A 21,048-nucleotide genomic window follows, 5' to 3' on the forward strand; every position below is an offset into this window, starting at 1 on the left:
AAATACGAACAACAATGCCTGTAACATTGGGTTCGTTAGTGGTAATTTTCTTGCAGACCACAATATTAACAAAATATGGCGGAACCGAAAAGTCTATGAGTAGGACTACATCCATCAAATCCGCATCCCTCTTGTTTTAACATCATCTTGTTTTTTCTTCGGCAAAAGACTCTTAGTGTTTTGGGATATGCCAGGCTCCATTTTTACTACCGGTGCTTCGATAGTTATTTCAGCAGCCTCATGCTGTTTCATCTGATTCTCCTGTATCTTCAGCATAATCTCCCTTTCCAATCTTGATACATCTTTCTTCAACTGCCCTAATTCATCTTCCTTATCAAAAGGCTTTGCCACGATCTTTTCCAGCATTGGAATGTTTTGGTTCAGCTCACTCAGTACTCTTTGATATTTTTCTTTTAAACTTTCCACCCGGTCAATTGCATTTAAAAAGTATCGGGCCGCAAGCTTGGGGTTGTCAATATTGATATGCCCCTGGTTCCAAGAGTATTTAATGCCGGTCTGTTTATTCTCGGCATAAAATACATTATTGTATTTGTATTCAAAGAAGCCTTTGTCCTCATAAGTTTCTTTTTGCCTGCGGATAAATAAATCAAAGCCATACAGTTCTCCAACCTTTTTATTATCATCGTCACCAATATCAGGTTTCCAGGCTGTGTAGAGACGGATTAAATGCTTGCCGATAGTTTCTGCATCTGCATTATTTAGACCTTCGAGATGAACAGGATTAATCTTTATTCCGTCTTTATCATACTGTAACTGACTTTTGTATTGCTTTTCATCTATACTCAACTTGTCTAAAGTTTGCAGTGTTTTACTTTTATCTTCCTGAAGATTTTCTAATTTAAACCTTGACCGGAATGTTTCTTTATGGTGGGCATTGCGTAAACTCTCCAATACTGCAATCTTCTTTTCCATCTTCGATTTCTCCAGCAGTGTAGTATCTCCGGATAAGATGGCGATGTATTCAGAAAAGTTCATACCACTCTTTTCATCAATGCTTCCTTCATCAATTGTTCTTACATTCAGTTCGCAGTTCTTCATCTGGCTGATGAAGGTTTGTTTATTTTTTAACAGGTTGAACTTGTAATTATCCAATGACTGCTCAACAGCATAAATAAAGTTCTTAACCTTATTATTGTAAAACTCCTTTGCAACAATATTCCCCTGCCTTGCTCCACGGCCATCTCGTTGTTCCAGTTCAGAGGGCTTCCAGGGAATATCCAAATGATGCATGGCAACTACTTTCGATTGAACATTCAGTCCTGTACCTGCCTTTTCTGTGCTGCCTAATAAAATGCGTATATCACCATTGTTCATTTTACGAAACAGTTCAGGTTTTTGCTTATCTGTCCAGTCATGTATGAATGTGATATGATGGGCAGGAATTTTAAAATCATTGATTAGCTTTTCTTTCAGAGCATCATAAATGTTAAACTCATCAGGCTTTGGCGTACCAATGTCACAAAATACAATTTGAGTGCCTTTGTGTTCCTTGCTTTGCTCATATACTTCAGCTACTTTTCTTGCACAAACATTTACCTTATTATTAGGATGGTCACTGTATTTTTCAGCATCAATCAACCTCATATCGGCTGCCATTTTCTTAGCATAATTCGTAGCAATCAGCATACGGCCTTTATCTTCTTCATCTGTCAGTCTTGGCCTGCCAATTAATTCACCATCACCGGTTTTGGCAAATTGCATCAGTCGTTTTGTAAATTCCTGTTGTTCTGGTGTTGGTGGAATATTGATTAACTGTTCATCAATTTCAGGTTTATCAAGGTTAATATGCTTTGCTGTTTTATAATCTGTAATCTCGTTATAGAATAAAGCCAGCTCTGGCACTTTAATAAAGTGACGGAACCTTTCTTTCGCAATAATTTCATTGGTAACTGAAAATTCAAAGTCAGTTGTCTTTTTTGCAAACACGGCTGCCCAGGCATCAAAATTTTCAATCCGCTGTCGTTCCATTTCCTTTGGACGTAGGTATTTAAACAGCAGGTACATTTCAGTAAGGCTGTTACTGATAGGTGTGCCAGAAAGAAATGTAACACACAGGTCGCTGTTAAATCTTGTTTGCAGTTCCCGAACGGCAAACAGCATATTTAATGCTTTCTGGCTTCCTTCTTTATTTCCCAGGCCAGCAACTCTATCATGTCGTGTAGTGTAAGTAAGATTTTTATACTTGTGGGCTTCATCTACAAATAAATGGTCAATACCCAGTTCCCGAAAGTTAATACCTGCATCTTTCTTTTCTTCAATACTTTTTCTCAATTCCTGAAGTTTAACCCCAAGATTTGTTTTGCGTATTTCCAGACCTTTCAACATTCGCCTGCTAATTTCACCACCCATTTCTTTTATGGTATGCAAATCCCTTTCTACATTGTCAAGCTCCGCTTCAAATATTTGCTTTTGTATTTCAGGGCTTTGGGGAATTTTTCCAAACTGGTCATGAGTAAGAATAATGCAATCCCAATTATTATTTTTTATTTCATTAAACAACCGCATCCGTTTAGCCGGTGTAAAATCATTTTCATCCGGTGACAGTATCCTTGCATTGGGGTAAGCTTTTCGGTAAGTTTCTGCAATTTGCCGCACATTAGCTTTAAGTGCAAGAATCATTGGCTTGTTTACAATCTTCAGCCGCTTCATTTCATGGGAAGCTACCACCATTGTCAATGTCTTTCCTAAACCAACTTCATGGTCAATCAATGCTCCACGATTTTGCACAATACGCCAAACGGAGTTTTTTTGTGAACTGTACAAATCATCAATAGCCAATCTTTTTCTATCCAACCCCGGAAACTGCAAATGGTTGCCGTTATACTCTCTCAGCACATAGCAATTAAAGGTGTCGTTGTATAATGCTTCAAGTTCCTTTTTATCGTTATCAGGTAATTCTTTCAGCCAGTCAATAAAACCGTTGCGTATGGATTCTATTTTTTGATGTGCTAATTGTATAGCTTCACTATCCGGCACACGGATTCTTTTGCCAGCTACCTCTATTTCATAAGTATAGAACGGCGTAGTATTTTCTAAGGCATATTCCAACAAGGCATCGCCATAAGTTGGCCGACCGGCTTTTGTGGTAACAGCATACTCCTGGTTAATTTTGGCATTGGTGAGCTTTGCTTTTACTTTGAAAGTATCTAAAGAAGAAAAATAATTTACTTCGGTATTGAGTTCAAACAAGTGTGAAGCAAAACGATTGTAGTAGTCAAGGGGAATCCACCTTTCTCCCAAATTAAAATCAAGCAATTCAAATGGAATTTTTTCGGGTTGTACTTTTTGTATTGCTGTAAGACTTTCTAGCAGTTGCAGATTATCGGGATTCTTCTCTGCAACTTCTGTTGCAATTCGCAACTTACTTACCACATTACCACTTAAGAACTGGTCGGCTGTTTCCCATTCATTATTAGCCGGATTAATGTAAATATGGTTACCCAGAGCGGCAATGGTTTCAGGTTCTGTATTGTCTGTTGCTGCAGCAATAAACTCCATATCCACCTTGCCTTTATCATTCAGGCTTTTTGCCAGGGCTTCTAAAGGATTGTCGGTTGTATAAACTTCCTGTTTCGGTAATAAGGATTGAGTAAGAATATCAGACTTAATAAACTGTTCCCCTTCTTTTCGTTCGATTGAGGAAAGCATGGTTAATCCAAATGCTTCATCTTTAAGAATCCTTTGCCGATTAGCAGCAGCGTTTAGTAGTCCATATCCTTTAATCAATGCTTCATATCCTTCGTTTAAATCTTTTCTCAAATTTTCATCTGCTGCAATACCTGTGTTTTCCTTTTCTGTAAGGGATAAATACATATCCCTTATGTTGGTATATTGCTGATAAAAACCAAGGTCTTTTTTATCTTGCAGGCTGGGCATAAAAACAGGCTCGTTATCATCGAATGCCAGGTAAGAAACAAAGCCAACCCTGTTGTTATGTACAATCAGTGTACCTTCTTTAAAAAGTGGATTTATATTCTTCAATGTTTCCAGCCTGTCAACTTCTCCCAATGAAACATGAAACACTGCTTCACCATCGTTATAAAATTGCTCGTCATATTTTTTGAGTGAATTGGTTAAGCCAGCCAATTCATGCTGAAGTAAAGCTGCATTCATCCAATTAGCGGAGAACTGTAATTCATCAGTATTGGAGTAAAGTTTATATACATATTGTTTGAAGGCAGTTGATTTTGCCGTCATTAAAACAATCAATTCATGTTCCGGTTTGTCTTTCGTTCGGATGATATTTAAAATTCTCGCGGTCTTTTTATCAATTACTGTTGCATCCAACGGATTGATATAAGCCGCAGCCCGGTTTACAATAGTTGCTGAACCGGTATCAAACAAACCCAACTGAACTGAAGAATTATCGGATTTGTTTTCAGGCATATCCGTGTAAGTAAGCTGTTTGCCTTTCGGCTTTTCAATTTGTGTAATTGCCTGATTGAAATTTTCATAATTAAATCTTTTATCAAACCCTTCGTTGATAGTTCTGCTTAAAGCTGGAGCAATCAAATTAATGTCGCCGGTTTGCCAGATAGTTTCATGTGCTTTACCATATTGGTCTCTGCCGGGTTTTATCTGGTTACCGAGAATAATTTCAGGATGAAGAACGATGAAATGATTGTGGTGATAGTTACCAAATTCGTTTTGTTGTTCAACTGTTTTAGTTAACTGTTTTTCTTCTTCTGAAAGAGATTTTTTAGTTTGATTCTTTTGAACAATCAGCAAATGGCTTGGAGCTTCGGTATTGCCTGTATCTTTCATCAGGTTATCCGGCATTACATTCAAACTAATAAAATCCGAACGGGTAAAAAGATATTCCCTGGCGATTTGGTTAGAGCGGCTGTTTAGGAAGGCATCGGTAGTGATATAAGCCATTACACCACCGTCTTTCAGCTTATTGAGCCCCTTTACAAAGAAGTAATTGTGAATTTTATCCTTCAGCTCTTTTTCCTGCATGCTTTCATCATACACTTTAAAATTGCCAAAGGGAATATTGCTTACGATTAAATCGTACTGGCTGTTTTCTGAACCCGAAGTTTCTTGAAAGCCTTTTATTTGAACGGAAGCAGGAATGGATAACGAACTACTTAATGCGGTTAATACTTTACCAGTAAGAAAATCTTTCTCAATAGCATTGACTTTTTGCAATGATGGAAATGCAGCAACTGCTTCCGTTACAAACACACCAGCACCACTGCTTGGTTCATACATAGCAGTAGGTTCAATACCCTTCTCTTTTAAAACACTAAATAGTGTTTGCGGAATTATTTCAGGAGTGTAAAAAGCAGTGAGAATACTGTTACGGATAGAATCAATTGCATCTTCATATTCTTTCTCACCAAGTTTTTGCTGCAATAGTTCATGCAGTTCAATTATTTGCGGATATAGTTTTAAATCTTCTTTAGAAGCATTTTGCTTCTTCCATTCTTCTTTGGATGCCTTTTGAAACAGAATTGCTTTTAATCCACCGAAGCCGGAATATTTCTTCAAAGCAGAAAGCTGGTCAAAAGACAATTTATTTTCTTCCGACCAGTTCAACGCAATACGAATAGCTTCAATATTGTCTTTAAGTTTTTGCTGACTGTTGTAACTCATTGCTCACAGATTCATTCACACGGTTACTTTCCAGGTATTCACTTACTGCGCCGGTTATGGCATAGCGGATAAACTGATTGTCCTCATTTTCTTCGGCAAACACCAGGTCATCAAAAGTGGAATTACAAAAGCTAATCATATTGACAACCTCATGCTGAAGCAATCCCGATTGAAGAAGTTGCTTATAGTCATTTTCAAATTCCGTTTCCAGGATATTCAGTATGTAGTTGTATCTCGATGGACGTAATTCTTTTGTAATTTCCTGCAGGCAAGTTTCCACAATAATATATTCAGGCCGGCTGCTATTCTTTAACTGCTTTATTAATGGCCCGGCGGTACTTACCTTGTCATACAGCCAAACACGGAGTTTATCTTTAGCTTCTAAATCAAAAAGTATATCAGGATTATTATCCCTGATATACTCCAGTAATTTGCCAATCAAGATTTCTTTCATACAAAATGGGTTTATACTCCAAAGAATGAACGGATAACGGTGGCCACTATCACCAGGAATACGCAACTGCCAAACCATGCGGCTGCTACTTTACCTGTATCATGGTCGCCGCTATTCCATTTCTGGTACACTTTTACGGCACCTATCAACCCCACAATGGCGCCAACTGCATACATTAGGTTTACACCGGCAGCAAAATAGCTTCGTACTTTGGTGTTGGCTTCATTAATACCAGCGTTGCCATCCTGCGCTAGCACTGATACAGTAAGGAACAGTAATAAAATGGACAGTGTTCCGCAAATCACCCTTTTTCTTTCAATCACTTTTTTCATACACACATTAATTTTGAGAAATAAATAATAAAAAAGAATGCTTCACTATACTTAACCCATCGCACTTGATTTTCCTGCACACAGATAATGAAGCATTACTTTTCAGCGCCAGATATGTTGCATATCTGTTGCTGTAAATCTTCCAGCAAAATATTGATTTAGTAAACCAGATATTGTTGTTTCCACTGCCATTTTGTTTTCATCACTTTTTAAGGCTGGATATTTCTCCAATATCATCTTAACAGCAAAACAAATTTCCTTTTTTGGGGCCTCCAGCTTTATTTCAGCCAAGTAAGCATTCACTTCATCCCAAAATGGTTGAAGTATACCATTTATTTCATTAACAGGTTCCTTTGGTAAAAAATCAGCATGATTACTTACTGAAAACTGTTTTTTGATTTCTGCAACAGGAATTGCTATACCTGTTTCGTCTATTTTTCTTATTCCTATCAGGCGAAGTATTTCCCAACGAAAATATTTGTAAGCTACATAGACGTAATAGCAAATTAAGGCAAACAACAGAGCTGTGATGTATTGACCCCATGATATTAATTGTAACATAATACTGTCAATCTTTGGTTATGAATTTGTATCTATAAAAGGAATACAAAAACATTTCCAAAAACTGCGAATTTGAGATAGGTACAGTAGGACTACCTGAAGGATGAAAAAAGCCTGGAAGCGAAATCAATCATACTCCGTCATAAGTAATTCGGAAGGGGAGATTTCTAATGCCTTTGCTAATTGCAGGATTGTAGTAAACGTTATATTGATTTGGCCTTTTTCAATTTTTGAAATCTTGCTGTTATCAATATCGCAAGCATACGACAGCTCACGGAGGCTTAGTTTTTTTGCTTCCCGAAGCCTTTTAATATTTGAACCCAACTTTTTTAAATTGCCTTTGTCGCTTTGCCGAATCATAAAAAAAAATGAGTTGGCAAGATGACCTAAACAGGCATAATAATTGCGGTCTAAAAAGGCCGCAGTTAATAATTACTTACAAGTTTTAGCAATGAATGAAGAATTATTTAGAAGAAGTCCCCTATCAAATCATCTCTTTACTCCAGAGTTTCAAGATATGTGTGACCGCCTTTGTTTTAAGAATATGGGCCAAATACTAAATTGGCCGGTAAGCCAGCTACTAAACTTAAGTGGATTTACATATCATCATTACCAGGAACTGTGGAAGTATCTTGATAAAAATGGCCTTACCAGGCTAATCAAATTTTAATTGAATATTCTGTTTCGCCGACAGAAATGAGGCGCTTACAACTTTCCCAATATATGAATCCACTTTTGGAGCATTTCTTTCATCATACCTATTGTTGCTTTATCAGGGGCATGATATTTTGTTTCCAGACTGCCAAATGAAATTTCTTCCCGTTGCAAAGTGGTGAAGGTTTTGGCGACAGTTCGTAACATGGGAGCCATAGTACGGTTTACAATTATTTTATCAACTACCAAAAGCCTAATGAGTAAGCCCAATTTTGCAACCGATAGTGTTGTATTGATTTTGTTTTCGGGGTCAATTCCTGATAAGTTGGCTACCTGCATAAAATTCCCTGCCTCACAATACTTTATTTCTTCTGCTATCCATGTGCTAACCTGTTCCTTCAGCGAAGGCATATTATCGTCAAAGCAATAGTTTATCCTGAAAGGTAATTGATTAATACTTTTTAGTTCAGACCGAAGCAGGTTTATTTTCTCCGATTTTGATGCAAGTGGGGTTAACAGGTTCACTAATCTGTCAAACTCATAAATCACAAACCCGGAACAGTTGAAATTAAAATAGTACAATATGTTTCTTATAGAAGAACTGGTAAAGTTATATTCTTTTAGCAGTTCTTGCAGAAGTTCCTTTTCGTAGAACAACTGACGATAAGTGACATTGTGCTGATGACTTTCTGTTGGCTCCATGAAATGATTGTTTATTACTTCAGATAGACCAGTATCAGCTGGCATTGAACTACTCAATACATGTTTTAATTTTTCAGCAAGACTATTTATTTCCTTATTGTAAATAGTTGCAAGCGCCGCAGGTACTCTCTCATTTTTGTCAAAATACTTTCCAAAAAACTCTTGAACAAAGTATATTGTTTTTAGCAGGACCTGTATGAATGATACCACTGAATCACTTGTGGTTTTATTCAGATTTGTGTTTGTGTAAACTGAAAGATGGTCGAGTAGTCTCGTTGCCATCATCTGAACCATTCGGATAAATTGCTCCTTGTCCTTCGCAGCATTTCTGCCAATCATTTCATCGAGAATGAGTCGTTGCAGATTTTCAGCTATATTGGTATGCTGGTTTAATAAAGTCCCAATTATGTGAATTTCCTGACTGCCAGAAGGATTATCTCCATATTTTAATGTATTACTTAGCGAATTACTCCATTGGTGAAGTATTTCCGTGGCTGATGTCAACTCCATTTTTCCCGTTACTTCCGCATCAGAAGCAACGCCATTCTCTCTTTTTGACATAATGATTGATTTGGTATAAACAATACCAATTCAACTATCAAAATATAAACCTAATCCAATACGTAAATCTTACTATTTCACTGCGTAAAATTGACTATTTTTTGCTTTTCTGCTTGCTACGCATTTTATACCATATCCAGTTTCCTGCTCAGTTCTAAGCGATTAGATACCTGCGCCTTTTCAAATATATTCTGTACATGTTTTGCAACAGTCCTTTCCGCAATAAACAACATTTCAGCAATTTGTTTATGCGAATACCCTTTGTAAACGAGTATAACAATTTCAATTTCTCTGGTTGTAAAGCTATACAATTTGCAATTTTGTGTAAGTCTCTCTTCCCGGCTAATCCTTTCCAATTCCTGTGTACGTTTTCTCACCTCTTCCTGTAATTGCTCATTCCATTTAAGCAACTGTTCTTCAGAAGTAATCAGCCGTTCATGCTCTTCCCGTAACCGAACGATATGCTGTTTCAATTGCAGCGCCAGCAATAAAAGAAAACCAGTATTTGTTGTAGTAGCTTCCACTGCCTGTCCCAAGTTGAAGTAGTCAATAATAGGTAATCCAACCCAGGGTGTCAGGCTCAGGAAAAGAACAGCAACTTCTTCTTTCGCCCCTCTTATACTAAAATCATTTTGATACTTAACTTTTACGCTACTTATCAATGTGAAAATTACCCATAGCGCATAAATAACCGGAATAATAAGCAGGTTTTTTGCAGTATCCAGATTACCGGACGCAGCGAAGAGAGTTACAAATACTATGTAAGGCAAAACAAGAAAAAATACGACTCCCCGGTACGCATGAAATTTCATTTTTTCAAGTGCAAAAGATTTATGAACATAATACGGAAAATAACAGGGGGTAATAAAGCCGGTTCCATAGGCTATAGATTCTTGTATAAAAAAAGAACCTGGCAAATTAGGGTCAGGCAAAAAGCCACCAGTAACATTGTAAAGAATAAGCAACAGGATAAGGGCAATATTAAGTTTAGTTGATTTATCATCTGGTCTTGCAAACCGGTAGATGACTAGGTAAAACAGAATAACTGTTTCTATACAAATAAACAGAAACGTTATCACATGCATTTGGGTACCAGACAAAAGCATAACCTTATATGTTTGTTACGGCCTTTTCATACAATACAGCTTGTATCCAAAATCCAATTCCTGGTATATTTTGAAACCATGTTTGTCATACCAGGGGATGTTTTTTAGAGTGGATGTTTCAAGGCAAATAGTTTTTTTCTCAGAAATTCCCTTTTGAATAATTTCATTGAGGAGTTGGCTACCAACCCCATGTCCTTGTTCTGATGGTTGAACACCTATAAACCATAAATAATAAATAGCTTTTCCTGGATGAATCTTACTGATGGCAGATTCCCGGCTAATGACTTTTTTAATATTTGATAACCCTATTACGGAAAGAGCCATTTTTATGTCCAGTAAAATTGATTTTATTGTAACTTTTTTTCTATCAGGCATAACAATCAAAGCACATCCATTTCTATCATCTGAAATAAAAACATCACCAAATAAATTGCAGATATCAAATGAATATTCCATCAGTTCTCTTATACGCTGCTCTCTTTTTTCATCCTGTTTAATTATGTAATTGACGCTTTTGTTATCAATAAAAGACCGGGTTAAAATGTCAGCTACCAACTCCCTGTCATTTAATGTTGCTCTCATCATAGCTCAATTGGTTGTCTATAAATTATTGACACTCAATTTTTATACCGATTTTGGCATTACCATGCTTTTGTTCTATAATAATGCTGGAAATCAGACCTTACTCTAAACAACCTTCCCAAATACAGCCATAGCCTTGCTTAAAATTGCGATATTGCGGTGTAGAAATACTGATAATTTAATGCATTCTTACAGTAAGTATATACCCTTATGACTTTATTTATAAAGAACATGGTTTGTCACCGTTGTGTAATAGCCGTTAGCCAGGAACTTGAAAAGTTAAACTTGAAAGCTGTCCGGATTAATTTGGGCGAGGTTGAATTAAAAAAGTCACCAACAAAAAAACAAATAAGTCAATTATTTGAAAGATTGAATTTTTTAGGATTTGAAATACTGGATGACCAGAAACAAAAACAGATTGAAAGAGTTAAAGGCTTATTGATTAAAAAAGCACAATCGGCTGAAGTGGAAGGGCATTTCAGTATCACAGATTTTTTAAGCAAAGCTTTGCACAAAGACTATAGCTATATTTCCCGATTGTTTTCCGAAGTTGAAGGAATTACAATTGAGCAGTTCTTTATCCTGCAAAAGATTGAGAAAGTAAAGGAGTTAATCATCTACAATGAAATGAATCTGAGTGAAATTTCATATCAGTTAGGATATAGCAGTGTAGCACACCTTTCTGCACAGTTTAAGAAAGTAACCGGACTTACGCCAAGCCATTTTAAAAAGGCTGGCGGCAGGCATAGAAAGTCTATTGATTCAGTCTAATATGAGCAAAATCATATAAATCTTTACCATAACTATATAAACCCCATTATAAGAAAGTATGTAGCTTTGTAAAATAGCCGACAAGAGTAGCTGGTGGCGTGAAATATCTTTGTTCTCAGTTTCGTTAATATATAAATGAAAAAAGTTGCCCTCATATTATTGATTTGTGTTTATGGCCTTTCCAGCTTTGGAGTGGGTATAAGGCAATTCTATTGCTGTGGCAAACTAAAATCAACCACTATTAGCTTTGTGCAGGAGGTTAAAGGAAAGTGTGGTATGGCAGATGAAAAAGGTGGATGCTGCCAAACAAAGTTTAAAAGCTTAAAAATACAAGACAGCCATATTGCCGCTGATGATATAACCACTTCTGTAAAGCATTTTACCGGCCTGAATTTATTTACGCTTTCTTTTGAAATAATGACATTGGCAACTAAGCCAATGAATGTGGCAAATACAAGCCATGCTCACCCGATACATCATGGCATTTCTTCTTACATTTTTAATTGCAATTTCCGTATTTGATTCCCTTCTTGTTTAATACCCGGCATTCTGCCGGTAGTGGGTATATCATTAATAGCCTTTTCAAATTCAATTTTACTGCTTATAAAATAAACAAGCCTGCGTGTAGCAGCCCCTAGTTTCGATTATTCACAATAAAAATTAAATAAAATGAAAAAGATTCATTTATTATTTGCAATTCTGGTCGCATGTGCAACATTTCAATCTGCCAATGCACAAAGTGATAAATCACAAAGAGAGATTGGTATAAAAACACAGAAGATAAAAGTATCCGGCACATGCAGTATGGATAAACGTCGTATTGAAACTGCAGCATATACTGTAGATGGTATAAAATCCGCCGTGTGGAATGAATATTCACAGGTACTTACTTTAAAATATAGTGTGTTTAAAAAAGATGCAGCCGACAATGTTCAAAAGAAAATTGCATCTGTTGGTAATGATACTGAGATGTACAGAGCTGATGACTCAGTGTATCAGAAATTGCCCGATTGCTGTCATTATCAACGAAAACAGTTATAAGTATTTAATCGGTATAAATAAAAATATAATTTTTCTAAAAGCACTGAGATACCTATTGTATTTCTCAGTGCTTTTAGGTTTTAAATGTATAGGAAATAATATCTCACTGCTATCCTAAAGATTATGAAGGATCGATATTTTGTATTACTTAGAGCTTACCAAAATTTTATAAAACAATCCCACAATTCTATAATATTTGACCGGCAATGAGGTGGTAATTTTGAGGCAGAAATAATTATACAATGACACATACTTATAACGTAAGCGGAATGACCTGCGGCGGTTGTCAGGCAAAAGTGCTTGAGCTTCTATCGAAAGTAACAGGCGTTAACAATGTCAGTATTGATTTACCAACAGGGAAAGCAATTATTGATATGGATAACCAAATTGCAATTGCAGAATTAGAGACTGCATTAAAAGATTATCCCAAATACAAGCTCTCCGAGACTAATCACCAACATAATGAAGTAATATTGCCTATATCTGAGGACGAATTAAAATCCTTGGTGCAAACCTACAAACCTATACTGCTGATTTTTGGTTACATTACCGTCACCACATTGCTGCTGGAATGGATGCAAGGAGATTTTGTATGGATGCGTTGGATGAATCATTTCATGGCAGAATTCTTTTTGGTTTTTTCTTTTTTCAAATTGCTTAATCTGAAAGGATTTGCTGAGAGTTACCGTATGTATGATATTGTTGCCAAAAGGTGGGCTGCATGGGGCTATGTTTATGCATTTACTGAATTGGCTTTAGGCTTAGCCTTCTTAACCGGGTTCAATCCTATCCTTACCAACATCGTTACCTTTGCGGTGATGACGGTAAGTATCATTGGAGTTTTGCAAAGTGTTTTAAATAAACGCAAAATAAAATGTGCCTGCCTCGGTGATGTATTTAATTTACCAATGAGCACCATCACTATTATTGAAGACGCACTGATGATTGGAATGAGTGTAATTATGTTACTAACAATGCTGTAATGACTATAATAAAATCAATAGGACAGTTTTTCTGGAAAATATTCAAAGTGATTTTTGTGCGAAAGAAGGATTGCTGTAAATAACGTATTTTGCTGTTTTAACACACTTATGAACAGCAACTTTTCCCAAATCATCCAGCAGTATAAAGAAGATAAACAATCTGTTTTTAACACATGGTTTATTAATAATGAAGAACGGCTAAAGGCCTTTCGCTCCATCCGGCGTGGTGTAATGCAGGTGATTGATGATATTAAGAGCAAGAAATTTCCTAATGATTTTAAAGGCTCTTCTTTAGAATTTGTACTCACTTGTATCACCGAGCAAAAACAAGTATTTGAAGGAGCTTCCCATCCCTTTTACTGGAAACCAAAGTTGAGGATCCCTGATATTTATGAGAACGAAAATAATAAACTGGCTTTCGGGCAGTTTTTGGAAAACTGCCTTAATGCGAAATCAGAAGAACAAATACTGAAGGAAATTATCAAACTGGACAGTTTAAAAATAAAAGGACTTGGGCCTGCTGTTGCCAGTATCCTTTATTTTCTTCACCCCACTATCATTCCACCTTTTAATACTGCTATCATTAATGGTTTCAATTTTCTGTTTAAAGATAAAAAGAAGCTTGGTAGCTGGAGTGAATATCTAAAGTTGAGAGAAGTAATGATTGATACCAATAACCAGCAGCGTTCCGAATTATCATCAGACCTGGGAGCTATAGCAGGGCTGTTATTTGAAATAGGGACACAGAAATTAATTTTAGGCAGTGACGAATATTTATCTGAACCGGAACGTAAAAAACTGGAAAAATTAATCGAAAAAAGACAAGCGGATGTCCAGCAGGAAAAAGAAGAAGAAAACCTGCATACTGAAATGCAGTACCATTTGCTGAAAATTGGGAATGCTTTGGGCTATGATGTTATTTCAGCTTCCAACGACCGTTCTAGGTCGCATTGTGGCAACAATTTTTCATTTTTGAGTTTACAGCAGTTTCCTGAAATTAATCTGGATAAAGAAACATTAAATACAGTAAAATTGATTGATGTGCTGTGGTTTCAAAAAGGGACAAACAATGTTATCGCCGCATTTGAAGTGGAAAAAAGCACCAGCATTTATTCAGGTATTTTGCGCTTAACAGATTTGAGTTATACCATTGCAGATGGCGACGAAGTTTTTTATTTGATAGTGCCTGATAAAAGAGAGAAGGATGTTTGCCTGCAATTGTGCCGTCCTGCCATTAAGCAAAGCAATGTAGTTATCAAATACATTCTTTTTTCAGAACTCCGCAGCCATTGCGATGCTCTTTGTAAGTTTGGTGAAAGTCACCATATTATGGAGAAGATAGCAAAAACGGCGTGATTTTTATAAGTAAACCTTAACTTTATGACAAAAGTCATTGTTTTGAATGATTAACCTCTTTTTTTTCGAAAAAGGTTAACAGTAGTTTTACATTGTAAATTTCTTTTCAGTGAAAAAATTAGGGGCCATATTTCTTCTGATAGTTTATACCAGCACAGCGCTGGGGGTCTCCATTAATTTTCACTACTGCAGCGGGCATCTAACACATGTTTCCATTATCAATTTTGGCGGAAAAACCGGGTGTTCCTGCAACCCCGAAGCAATGCCGAAAGGCTGCTGCAAAGATAAGCTCGTTGTAAGCAAAGCAGACAACCACAATTCAACTCAGGCATACTTTATTGCAAATATTATTTCATTTGTACCTCATTTACCTCCCGTTAATTGCCTTCAAAATTTAATCTTAAATAGCGGCGGTTTTAATGCTAATAACTCCTGGACTAAATATGTCAAACGAAGTTGTACCGACCCCATTTACTTACTCATCAGAGTGTTTCGTATTTAATACCTTTCTTCCTGCATATTCTCACTGAGTATTTCTGGCTTCACGTCTTTCCATTAAAAGCAGAAATTGAGAATACACAATTGCATAATTAATTATAACTCTTTTCAAACGGTTTCTTGCCAGCATCCGGGCACTTGCAAGTGCACAGATGCATTAACTAAAAACAATTTTCAATTCCAGTAACACTTAAATTTAAAAAAATGAAATCGTTTAAAATGCTGATGATAGCAGCCTTAACCATCCTTACAGTTTCAGTTTTTGCTCAGGATTCAACCATGCAAAAAAACAAAAACAAAGAAACCGCTGAAGTAACATATGTATGTCCCATGCATCCTGATGTAATTATGGATAAGTCGGGGAAATGCCCAAAATGTGGCAGAAACCTTACTCCAAAAGAAAAAATGAAAATGGAAGTAGTTGGCCTTTATGAATGCCCTGCTCATCCAAATATTACAAGTGATAAACCCGGACAATGTTCAGTGTGTGGTTCTAAGATGAATCTTTCGCCCAAGGAAAAAATGAAAATGGGAGTAATGAAAACCTATACCTGTCCCATGCACCCCGAAGTAACCGGTAAAGAAGGCGATACCTGCCCCAAATGCGGTATGAAACTGGAGCATAACGACAACGCAACAGGTCCGGGTAATGTAACCATGCAGTTCAGTACCAGCCCTGCTTCGGTTAACCCCAACCAGGAAGTTACTTTATCACTTACACCCAAAATGAAAGACAAACCCAATGAACAAGTTCCGCTGGATGTGGAGCATACGAAAAAAATACACCTGATAGTAGTAAGTGAAGACCTTAGCTGGTTCAATCATATTCATCCTGAATTAAACGCTGATGGTTCTTATACAGTAAAAGAGAAATTCCCTTTCCCCGGAAAATACACCCTGTTTGCAGATTATAAACCAAGCGGTGCCAACCATACGGTAGATAATTTAAGTGTAACAGTAGCAGGTACTGTACCTGCAGCAAAAACTTATGGGGCAGATAAATTAAGTGGCGCAGCCGGTGATGGATTTTCTGTTTCACTTTCGCCTGAAGGTGGCAAGTTTTTAACCAATATGCCCATGCACATCAATGGTGTAATGATGCTGAATGGTAAAGAAGTAGATGTAAATACTTTAGAAGATTACCTCGGTGCAAAAGCACACATGGTGGTAGTAAGCCTTGCCGATAAAAAGTATTTACATGTGCATCCAAGTGTGGAAGGCGGCAAGTTTGACTTACACACAACATTTGATAAACCAGGTGTTTACCGTGGCTGGATACAGTTTCAAAGCAAGGGAAAAGTTTACACAAGTGACTTTGTTATGAATGTTAGTGAAGGTACGGCCGCTAACATGAAAGATATGAAGCATGATAGCATGGATATGAAAGAAATGAAACATTAATTTTTAAAAATAAAAACAAAGCAAAATGAAAGCATTAAAATTAAAGACAATTGTTGCAGTATTTGCAATGATGCTGTTAGGCATTACTACAACGTTTGCACAAAAGAATCCACACAATGTAGGTGTTGCAGGCAAAGGCCCACACGGTGGCACGGTACAGGAAGCTGACCCAAACCATGCAGAAATATTATTGAAGGATGGTATGCTGCAATTCTTTTTGCTGGATGGTGATGCAAAACCATTATCTAACAAAGGGATAACCGGCACAGTATTGCTGCAGTTTGCAGATGGTACTTCAAAAACTGTTGCTCTTATGCCAATGGGCACCGAGGGCTTTATGGCAGATGATGCCAAAGCGTCTACGTATGCCAATGCTATTGCAACATTTAAAGTAAATGGTAAATCAGTTTCGGCAAAGTTTAAAAATAAACCTGCCAAACCTGCCGATGCTCATCACCATTAATCATTTTATAAGAACACAGGTAACAAGTACCTGTGTTCTTATTCATCAAAAAAGAATAAAATGAAAAAGATATTAAGCGCTTTAGCAATTTGTTTAGTAGTGCTTTCTTCGTTTGCGCAAAGTAAAGAAGCAGGCACAGAGAGAGAAGCAATAAAACAGTTCGTGACAAAGGACAACAACTTACCGGTATCACCAAAAGCCAAAGACGAAGATGCCGTAAAGTTGGTATTAAAGCAATACAACAACGCCGTTGAAAAATTAGATGTTACCGGTACAGAAAAACTATTTACAGCGGATTCAAAAATGTATGAATCCGGCGGCAGTGAAGGCAGCTATGCTCACTATCTGGAACATCATCTTGCTCCTGAATTAAAAGAGTTCAAATCTTTTACTTTCAGCGATTACATAGTGGAAGTGCAGATAGATGGCAACTATGCTTTTGCCACCGAAACTTATAATTATACAATTATTGTGGCGAAAGATAATACCGAAGTAAAACGCAAAGGAGTAGCAACATCAGTTTTAAGAAAAGTAAAAGGAGAATGGAAAATTATGATTAACCACAATTCATCAAGAAAATAAGGATTTATAAAACTGTTTAGTATGGAAAATCAACATCATAACGATAATCATCCAACAGATACTTTTTACACCTGCCCTATGCACCTGGAAATTATCGAGAATAAAATGGGCAGTTGTCCAATTTGCGGAATGACTCTGATAGAAATAAAAAAATCTGTAGGTAAATCGCATCCTGAGAAACATGATTCGCAAGTTGTTGATATTTCTAAAAATCAGCACTCATTTCAAAAATATACCTGCCCAATGCACCCACACATTTTGAAGGATGCCCCGGGTAAGTGCCCATTATGTGGTATGACCCTTGAGCCGGTTGTAACCGCAGATTCGGATAGTGTTCATGGAAAGGACAATAAGCATAGTGGCATGATTGCTGATTTTCGCAAAAGGTTTTACACCGTGTTGGTTCTTACTATTCCAATAATGCTCTTATCGGAAATGATACAGCACTGGTTGAATATTCATATTAGTTTCCCAGGTTCAAAATATGTTTTGCTGGCATTATCCTCTGTCGTTTTCTTTTATGGTGGCTGGCCATTTTTAAAAGGATTGGTGGATGAAGCCAAAGCAAAAAATCCTGGTATGATGTTCCTGATTGGCTTTGCCATCACAGTTGCTTATGTGTATAGCGTAGCCATTGTGTTTGGCTTGCAGGGTATGGATTTTTTTTGGGAACTGGCAACACTAATACTCATCATGCTGCTGGGGCATTGGATAGAAATGAAATCGGTAGCAGGAGCATCAAGAGAATTGGAATTGCTGGTCCAGCTTATGCCTTCAGAGGCACACAAAGTAAGTGGGCAAATGACGGTGGATGTGAAAACAGACACCCTGAAAGAAGGCGATTTGATTTTAATAAAACCCGGAGAAAAAGTGGCAGCCGATGGAATCATTGCTGACGGTGAAACCTATTTGAATGAAAGTATGCTTACGGGAGAAAGTAAACCGGTACAAAGAATAAAAGGGGAAAAAGTAATTGCCGGTTCTATCAATGGCAATCGTGCTATTAAAGTTACGGTATCACATAGTGCTAAGGATTCATACTTATCACAGGTAATTAAGCTGGTACAGGATGCACAAAACTCCAAATCAAATACGCAACTCTTAGCAGATAAAGCAGCAAAATGGTTAACTATAATTGCATTACTTGCTGGGATTACCACATTTTTATATTGGTATTTAACGGGGCAATCGCTGGCATTTGCAATGGAGCGGATGGTTACTGTAATTGTTATCTGCTGCCCCCATGCTTTAGGCCTTGCTGTACCATTGGTAGTTGCCAAATCAACTGCATTGGCTGCAAAAAGTGGATTGCTGATTAAGAACCGAACAGCATTTGAAAATGCAAGAAAAATAACCACGATTGTATTTGATAAAACAGGAACATTAACTGTTGGCAAATTCCAGGTAATAAGATATGTATCGCACAGCGCAAACTTCACAAAGGAACAGGTACTACAATATGCTGCTGCACTGGAACAAAATTCAGAGCATCCAATTGCAACGGGTATTACTGCCAAGGCAAAAGAATTAAATATGGTTTTACCTGAAGTAAAGGGATTTGAAGCCATTACTGGAAAGGGAATTACCGGAATCATTGACGGTAAAGATGTAATGGTAGTTAGTCCTGGCTATTTAAAAGAAAAATTTACATTTCTTACAAAAGATGATACGGTAAAAGCTGAGGAAACATTGGTATTTGTATTAGTGGATGAAGATATAGCAGGTTCTATTGCGCTTGCTGATGAGATCCGCCCCGAATCTTTTGATGCAATAAAAACATTGCGTCAAAATAAAATCAAAACCACCCTGCTCACCGGCGATAATGCAGTTGTTGCGAAAGGAGTAAGCGAACGGTTAGGCATGGATGGTTTTATTGCAGAAGTGTTACCCCATCAAAAATTAGAGAAGATAAAAGACCTGCAAAGCAAAGGCGAATTTGTCGCCATGACAGGCGATGGCGTAAATGATGCGCCAGCTTTGGCAATTGCAGATGTAGGTATCGCTGTTGGCAGTGGCAGTGATATTGCAGCAGAAACGGCAGGAATTGTTTTAGTAAACAGCAATCCAAAAGACATTGTGAATCTGATTTTATTTGGTAAAGCTACTTACAGGAAAATGATACAGAATTTAATATGGGCTACCGGTTACAATGTTGTGGCATTGCCATTAGCAGCAGGCGTGTTATATAAGCAGGGTATATTATTAAGCCCCGCTGCCGGTGCTGTGTTAATGACATTGAGTACTGTAATAGTCGCTATTAATGCTATGACTTTAAAAATCAAACAGGGGTAATATAGGTTTATTCAAGTACAATGCTTTCAGACATAAAAACATATTATACCAACCTAAAACAGAAAATACTTCCGAACTTTTATATTGGTTTCGGAACGATTATTCTTTTGACAAGTATTGTATTGATTTTTGGTTTAACAATTTGGTGGCTGAATCAAAATTCTTCTTTACAACATATTTGGGAACCCTTTGCTTTTGATAAAAAAATACCTGCTTCCTTTTGTGAAAAAATTGGCATTAGTAACCCTGTGCGCCAGCCAATCAATACGTTCGGCAATATTATTTATTTAATTGCCTCAATAATTATTTTTAAAAGGAGTTGGAAAGAAAGACATAATGGCGATACTCATGACCTGAATACGGTTTATAGCTATCTTTTGGCCCTTATCCTTTTTTATGTTTTTTGTGCAAGTACATTTTACCATGCTTCACTCATAAATCTCGCACATAAATTTGATTACTCGGCTGTATTTTCATTTTCGCTTTTCCCGGTAATATTTTTTTTACACAGCCGGTGGCTTACCCGGAACAACAATCTATCAACATTACAAAAACGGCAATCATTTACCGTATCTTTTTTAACCTTTCTTGCAACTAATCTTTTTCTATCCTTTTTAATACCAAAAGGAAAAGAAAGTATTGCTGCACTTATAATCATACTGGTATTTTTGGGATTAGCCATCGTCAACATTTTAGCCAAACCTGGTTATCCGGGAAGACATTACCTTATTCTAAGCGTCAGCTCGATTCTGATTGCCTTATTGTGGTTTGAATTTGATAAAAACAAGGTTTTATGCAATCCCGGGAGTTATTTTCAGCCGCATGGTCTATGGAACATGTTTGTTGGCAGTTCTGCATTTTATTTCTTTTTGTATATCAATAGCCAACAAAAAAACAATTTAAAATGGCAGGGAAGAAATGAAAATCGTATAAATGAATAAAGCATCACTCAGATAAAAATTACAGTAATACCATCATACTTAAAAATGTAAAATAAAGAATTATGAAAAATAAAATTATCATCCCCTTAATGCTGCTGTTATTTACAGCGGCCGGATGCAGTACCGCCTATAATCTTACTTATGCTGAC

General features: G+C 36.9%; 19 protein-coding genes. 10 read left to right on the forward strand and 9 right to left on the reverse strand.

Annotation, left to right across the window (positions count from 1 at the left end; translation table 11 throughout):
* Positions 1 to 114 precede the first annotated feature (114 nt).
* The 8 genes from EO766_RS01645 to EO766_RS01680 form a co-directional block, all read right to left on the reverse strand.
* A complete protein-coding gene (locus tag EO766_RS01645) occupies positions 115 to 5,619 on the reverse strand; it encodes a helicase-like domain-containing protein (protein WP_068241640.1) in 5,505 nt (1,834 codons plus the stop codon).
* On the reverse strand, positions 5,591 to 6,073 hold the full coding sequence (locus tag EO766_RS01650; RefSeq protein ID WP_068241642.1) for a hypothetical protein: 483 nt from the start codon (positions 6,071 to 6,073) through the stop codon (positions 5,591 to 5,593). Before EO766_RS01650 ends, EO766_RS01645 begins: the two co-directional genes overlap by 29 nt.
* A gap of 11 nt (positions 6,074 to 6,084) precedes the next feature.
* Positions 6,085 to 6,405: a DUF4134 domain-containing protein gene (locus EO766_RS01655; protein WP_068241643.1), complete on the reverse strand. Its 321-nt coding sequence runs from the start codon at positions 6,403 to 6,405 to the stop codon at positions 6,085 to 6,087.
* A gap of 102 nt (positions 6,406 to 6,507) precedes the next feature.
* On the reverse strand, positions 6,508 to 6,966 hold the full coding sequence (locus tag EO766_RS01660; RefSeq protein WP_068241645.1) for a hypothetical protein: 459 nt from the start codon (positions 6,964 to 6,966) through the stop codon (positions 6,508 to 6,510).
* Between the two features lie 126 nt (positions 6,967 to 7,092).
* Positions 7,093 to 7,326 carry a helix-turn-helix domain-containing protein gene (locus EO766_RS01665; RefSeq protein ID WP_068241647.1) on the reverse strand — a complete coding sequence of 78 codons (234 nt, stop codon included), beginning with the start codon at positions 7,324 to 7,326 and terminating at the stop codon, positions 7,093 to 7,095.
* A gap of 345 nt (positions 7,327 to 7,671) precedes the next feature.
* Positions 7,672 to 8,883: a hypothetical protein gene (locus EO766_RS01670; protein WP_068241649.1), complete on the reverse strand. Its 1,212-nt coding sequence runs from the start codon at positions 8,881 to 8,883 to the stop codon at positions 7,672 to 7,674.
* A gap of 125 nt (positions 8,884 to 9,008) precedes the next feature.
* On the reverse strand, positions 9,009 to 9,653 hold the full coding sequence (locus EO766_RS01675) for a LuxR C-terminal-related transcriptional regulator (RefSeq protein WP_167516781.1): 645 nt from the start codon (positions 9,651 to 9,653) through the stop codon (positions 9,009 to 9,011).
* A gap of 351 nt (positions 9,654 to 10,004) precedes the next feature.
* Positions 10,005 to 10,574, reverse strand: coding sequence for a GNAT family N-acetyltransferase (locus EO766_RS01680; RefSeq protein WP_068241653.1), 570 nt, complete (start codon positions 10,572 to 10,574; stop codon positions 10,005 to 10,007).
* Between the two features lie 207 nt (positions 10,575 to 10,781).
* Between EO766_RS01680 and EO766_RS01685 the strand changes: the two genes are divergently transcribed.
* From EO766_RS01685 to EO766_RS01725, 10 genes are all read left to right on the forward strand, one after another.
* Complete coding sequence (locus EO766_RS01685; RefSeq protein WP_068241655.1) at positions 10,782 to 11,342, forward strand: helix-turn-helix domain-containing protein; 561 nt, start codon at positions 10,782 to 10,784, stop codon at positions 11,340 to 11,342.
* Between the two features lie 135 nt (positions 11,343 to 11,477).
* On the forward strand, positions 11,478 to 11,864 hold the full coding sequence (locus EO766_RS18535) for an HYC_CC_PP family protein (protein ID WP_068241657.1): 387 nt from the start codon (positions 11,478 to 11,480) through the stop codon (positions 11,862 to 11,864).
* 147 nt (positions 11,865 to 12,011) lie between these two features.
* Positions 12,012 to 12,383 (forward strand): hypothetical protein, encoded by a 372-nt coding sequence (locus tag EO766_RS01695; protein WP_068241659.1) that lies wholly within the window; start codon positions 12,012 to 12,014, stop codon positions 12,381 to 12,383.
* Positions 12,384 to 12,625: 242 nt separating this feature from the next.
* Positions 12,626 to 13,366 carry a heavy-metal-associated domain-containing protein gene (locus EO766_RS01700; RefSeq protein WP_068241661.1) on the forward strand — a complete coding sequence of 247 codons (741 nt, stop codon included), beginning with the start codon at positions 12,626 to 12,628 and terminating at the stop codon, positions 13,364 to 13,366.
* 237 nt (positions 13,367 to 13,603) lie between these two features.
* Positions 13,604 to 14,722 (forward strand): type II restriction enzyme NmeDI-related protein, encoded by a 1,119-nt coding sequence (locus tag EO766_RS01705; protein ID WP_287100645.1) that lies wholly within the window; start codon positions 13,604 to 13,606, stop codon positions 14,720 to 14,722.
* 109 nt (positions 14,723 to 14,831) lie between these two features.
* Positions 14,832 to 15,224, forward strand: coding sequence for an HYC_CC_PP family protein (locus tag EO766_RS18540; RefSeq protein WP_068241664.1), 393 nt, complete (start codon positions 14,832 to 14,834; stop codon positions 15,222 to 15,224).
* A gap of 200 nt (positions 15,225 to 15,424) precedes the next feature.
* On the forward strand, positions 15,425 to 16,621 hold the full coding sequence (locus EO766_RS01710; protein WP_068241666.1) for a DUF8832 domain-containing protein: 1,197 nt from the start codon (positions 15,425 to 15,427) through the stop codon (positions 16,619 to 16,621).
* A gap of 25 nt (positions 16,622 to 16,646) precedes the next feature.
* The gene (locus tag EO766_RS01715) at positions 16,647 to 17,084 is read left to right on the forward strand and encodes a hypothetical protein (RefSeq protein WP_068241667.1); all 438 of its coding nucleotides are present in this window, start codon (positions 16,647 to 16,649) and stop codon (positions 17,082 to 17,084) included.
* Between the two features lie 60 nt (positions 17,085 to 17,144).
* A complete protein-coding gene (locus tag EO766_RS01720; RefSeq protein WP_081301256.1) occupies positions 17,145 to 17,666 on the forward strand; it encodes a YybH family protein in 522 nt (173 codons plus the stop codon).
* 21 nt (positions 17,667 to 17,687) lie between these two features.
* The gene (locus tag EO766_RS01725) at positions 17,688 to 19,958 is read left to right on the forward strand and encodes a copper-translocating P-type ATPase (RefSeq protein ID WP_253810110.1); all 2,271 of its coding nucleotides are present in this window, start codon (positions 17,688 to 17,690) and stop codon (positions 19,956 to 19,958) included.
* A gap of 457 nt (positions 19,959 to 20,415) precedes the next feature.
* Here the strand turns inward: EO766_RS01725 and EO766_RS01730 are convergent, their stop codons facing one another.
* Positions 20,416 to 20,640, reverse strand: a complete 225-nt coding sequence (locus EO766_RS01730; protein WP_143439185.1) for a hypothetical protein — start codon at positions 20,638 to 20,640, stop codon at positions 20,416 to 20,418.
* Positions 20,641 to 21,048: the final 408 nt, after the last annotated feature.

The sequence above is a fragment of the Hydrotalea sp. AMD genome (assembly GCF_004100315.1).
Lineage (GTDB): Bacteria > Bacteroidota > Bacteroidia > Chitinophagales > Chitinophagaceae > Hydrotalea > Hydrotalea flava.

Coding starts and splice junctions, on each gene's coding strand:
- EO766_RS01695 (WP_068241659.1), top strand. CDS start 12,012: ATGAAAAAGATTCATTTATTATTTGCAATTCTGGTCGCATGTGCAACA.
- EO766_RS01730 (WP_143439185.1), bottom strand. CDS start 20,640: ATGGCTAATCCCAAAAATACCAGTATGATTATAAGTGCAGCAATACTT.
- EO766_RS18535 (WP_068241657.1), top strand. CDS start 11,478: ATGAAAAAAGTTGCCCTCATATTATTGATTTGTGTTTATGGCCTTTCC.
- EO766_RS01720 (WP_081301256.1), top strand. CDS start 17,145: ATGAAAAAGATATTAAGCGCTTTAGCAATTTGTTTAGTAGTGCTTTCT.
- EO766_RS01665 (WP_068241647.1), bottom strand. CDS start 7,326: ATGATTCGGCAAAGCGACAAAGGCAATTTAAAAAAGTTGGGTTCAAAT.
- EO766_RS01685 (WP_068241655.1), top strand. CDS start 10,782: ATGACTTTATTTATAAAGAACATGGTTTGTCACCGTTGTGTAATAGCC.
- EO766_RS01670 (WP_068241649.1), bottom strand. CDS start 8,883: ATGTCAAAAAGAGAGAATGGCGTTGCTTCTGATGCGGAAGTAACGGGA.
- EO766_RS01710 (WP_068241666.1), top strand. CDS start 15,425: ATGAAATCGTTTAAAATGCTGATGATAGCAGCCTTAACCATCCTTACA.
- EO766_RS01650 (WP_068241642.1), bottom strand. CDS start 6,073: ATGAAAGAAATCTTGATTGGCAAATTACTGGAGTATATCAGGGATAAT.
- EO766_RS01725 (WP_253810110.1), top strand. CDS start 17,688: ATGGAAAATCAACATCATAACGATAATCATCCAACAGATACTTTTTAC.
- EO766_RS01660 (WP_068241645.1), bottom strand. CDS start 6,966: ATGTTACAATTAATATCATGGGGTCAATACATCACAGCTCTGTTGTTT.
- EO766_RS01680 (WP_068241653.1), bottom strand. CDS start 10,574: ATGATGAGAGCAACATTAAATGACAGGGAGTTGGTAGCTGACATTTTA.
- EO766_RS01700 (WP_068241661.1), top strand. CDS start 12,626: ATGACACATACTTATAACGTAAGCGGAATGACCTGCGGCGGTTGTCAG.
- EO766_RS01715 (WP_068241667.1), top strand. CDS start 16,647: ATGAAAGCATTAAAATTAAAGACAATTGTTGCAGTATTTGCAATGATG.
- EO766_RS01655 (WP_068241643.1), bottom strand. CDS start 6,405: ATGAAAAAAGTGATTGAAAGAAAAAGGGTGATTTGCGGAACACTGTCC.
- EO766_RS01645 (WP_068241640.1), bottom strand. CDS start 5,619: ATGAGTTACAACAGTCAGCAAAAACTTAAAGACAATATTGAAGCTATT.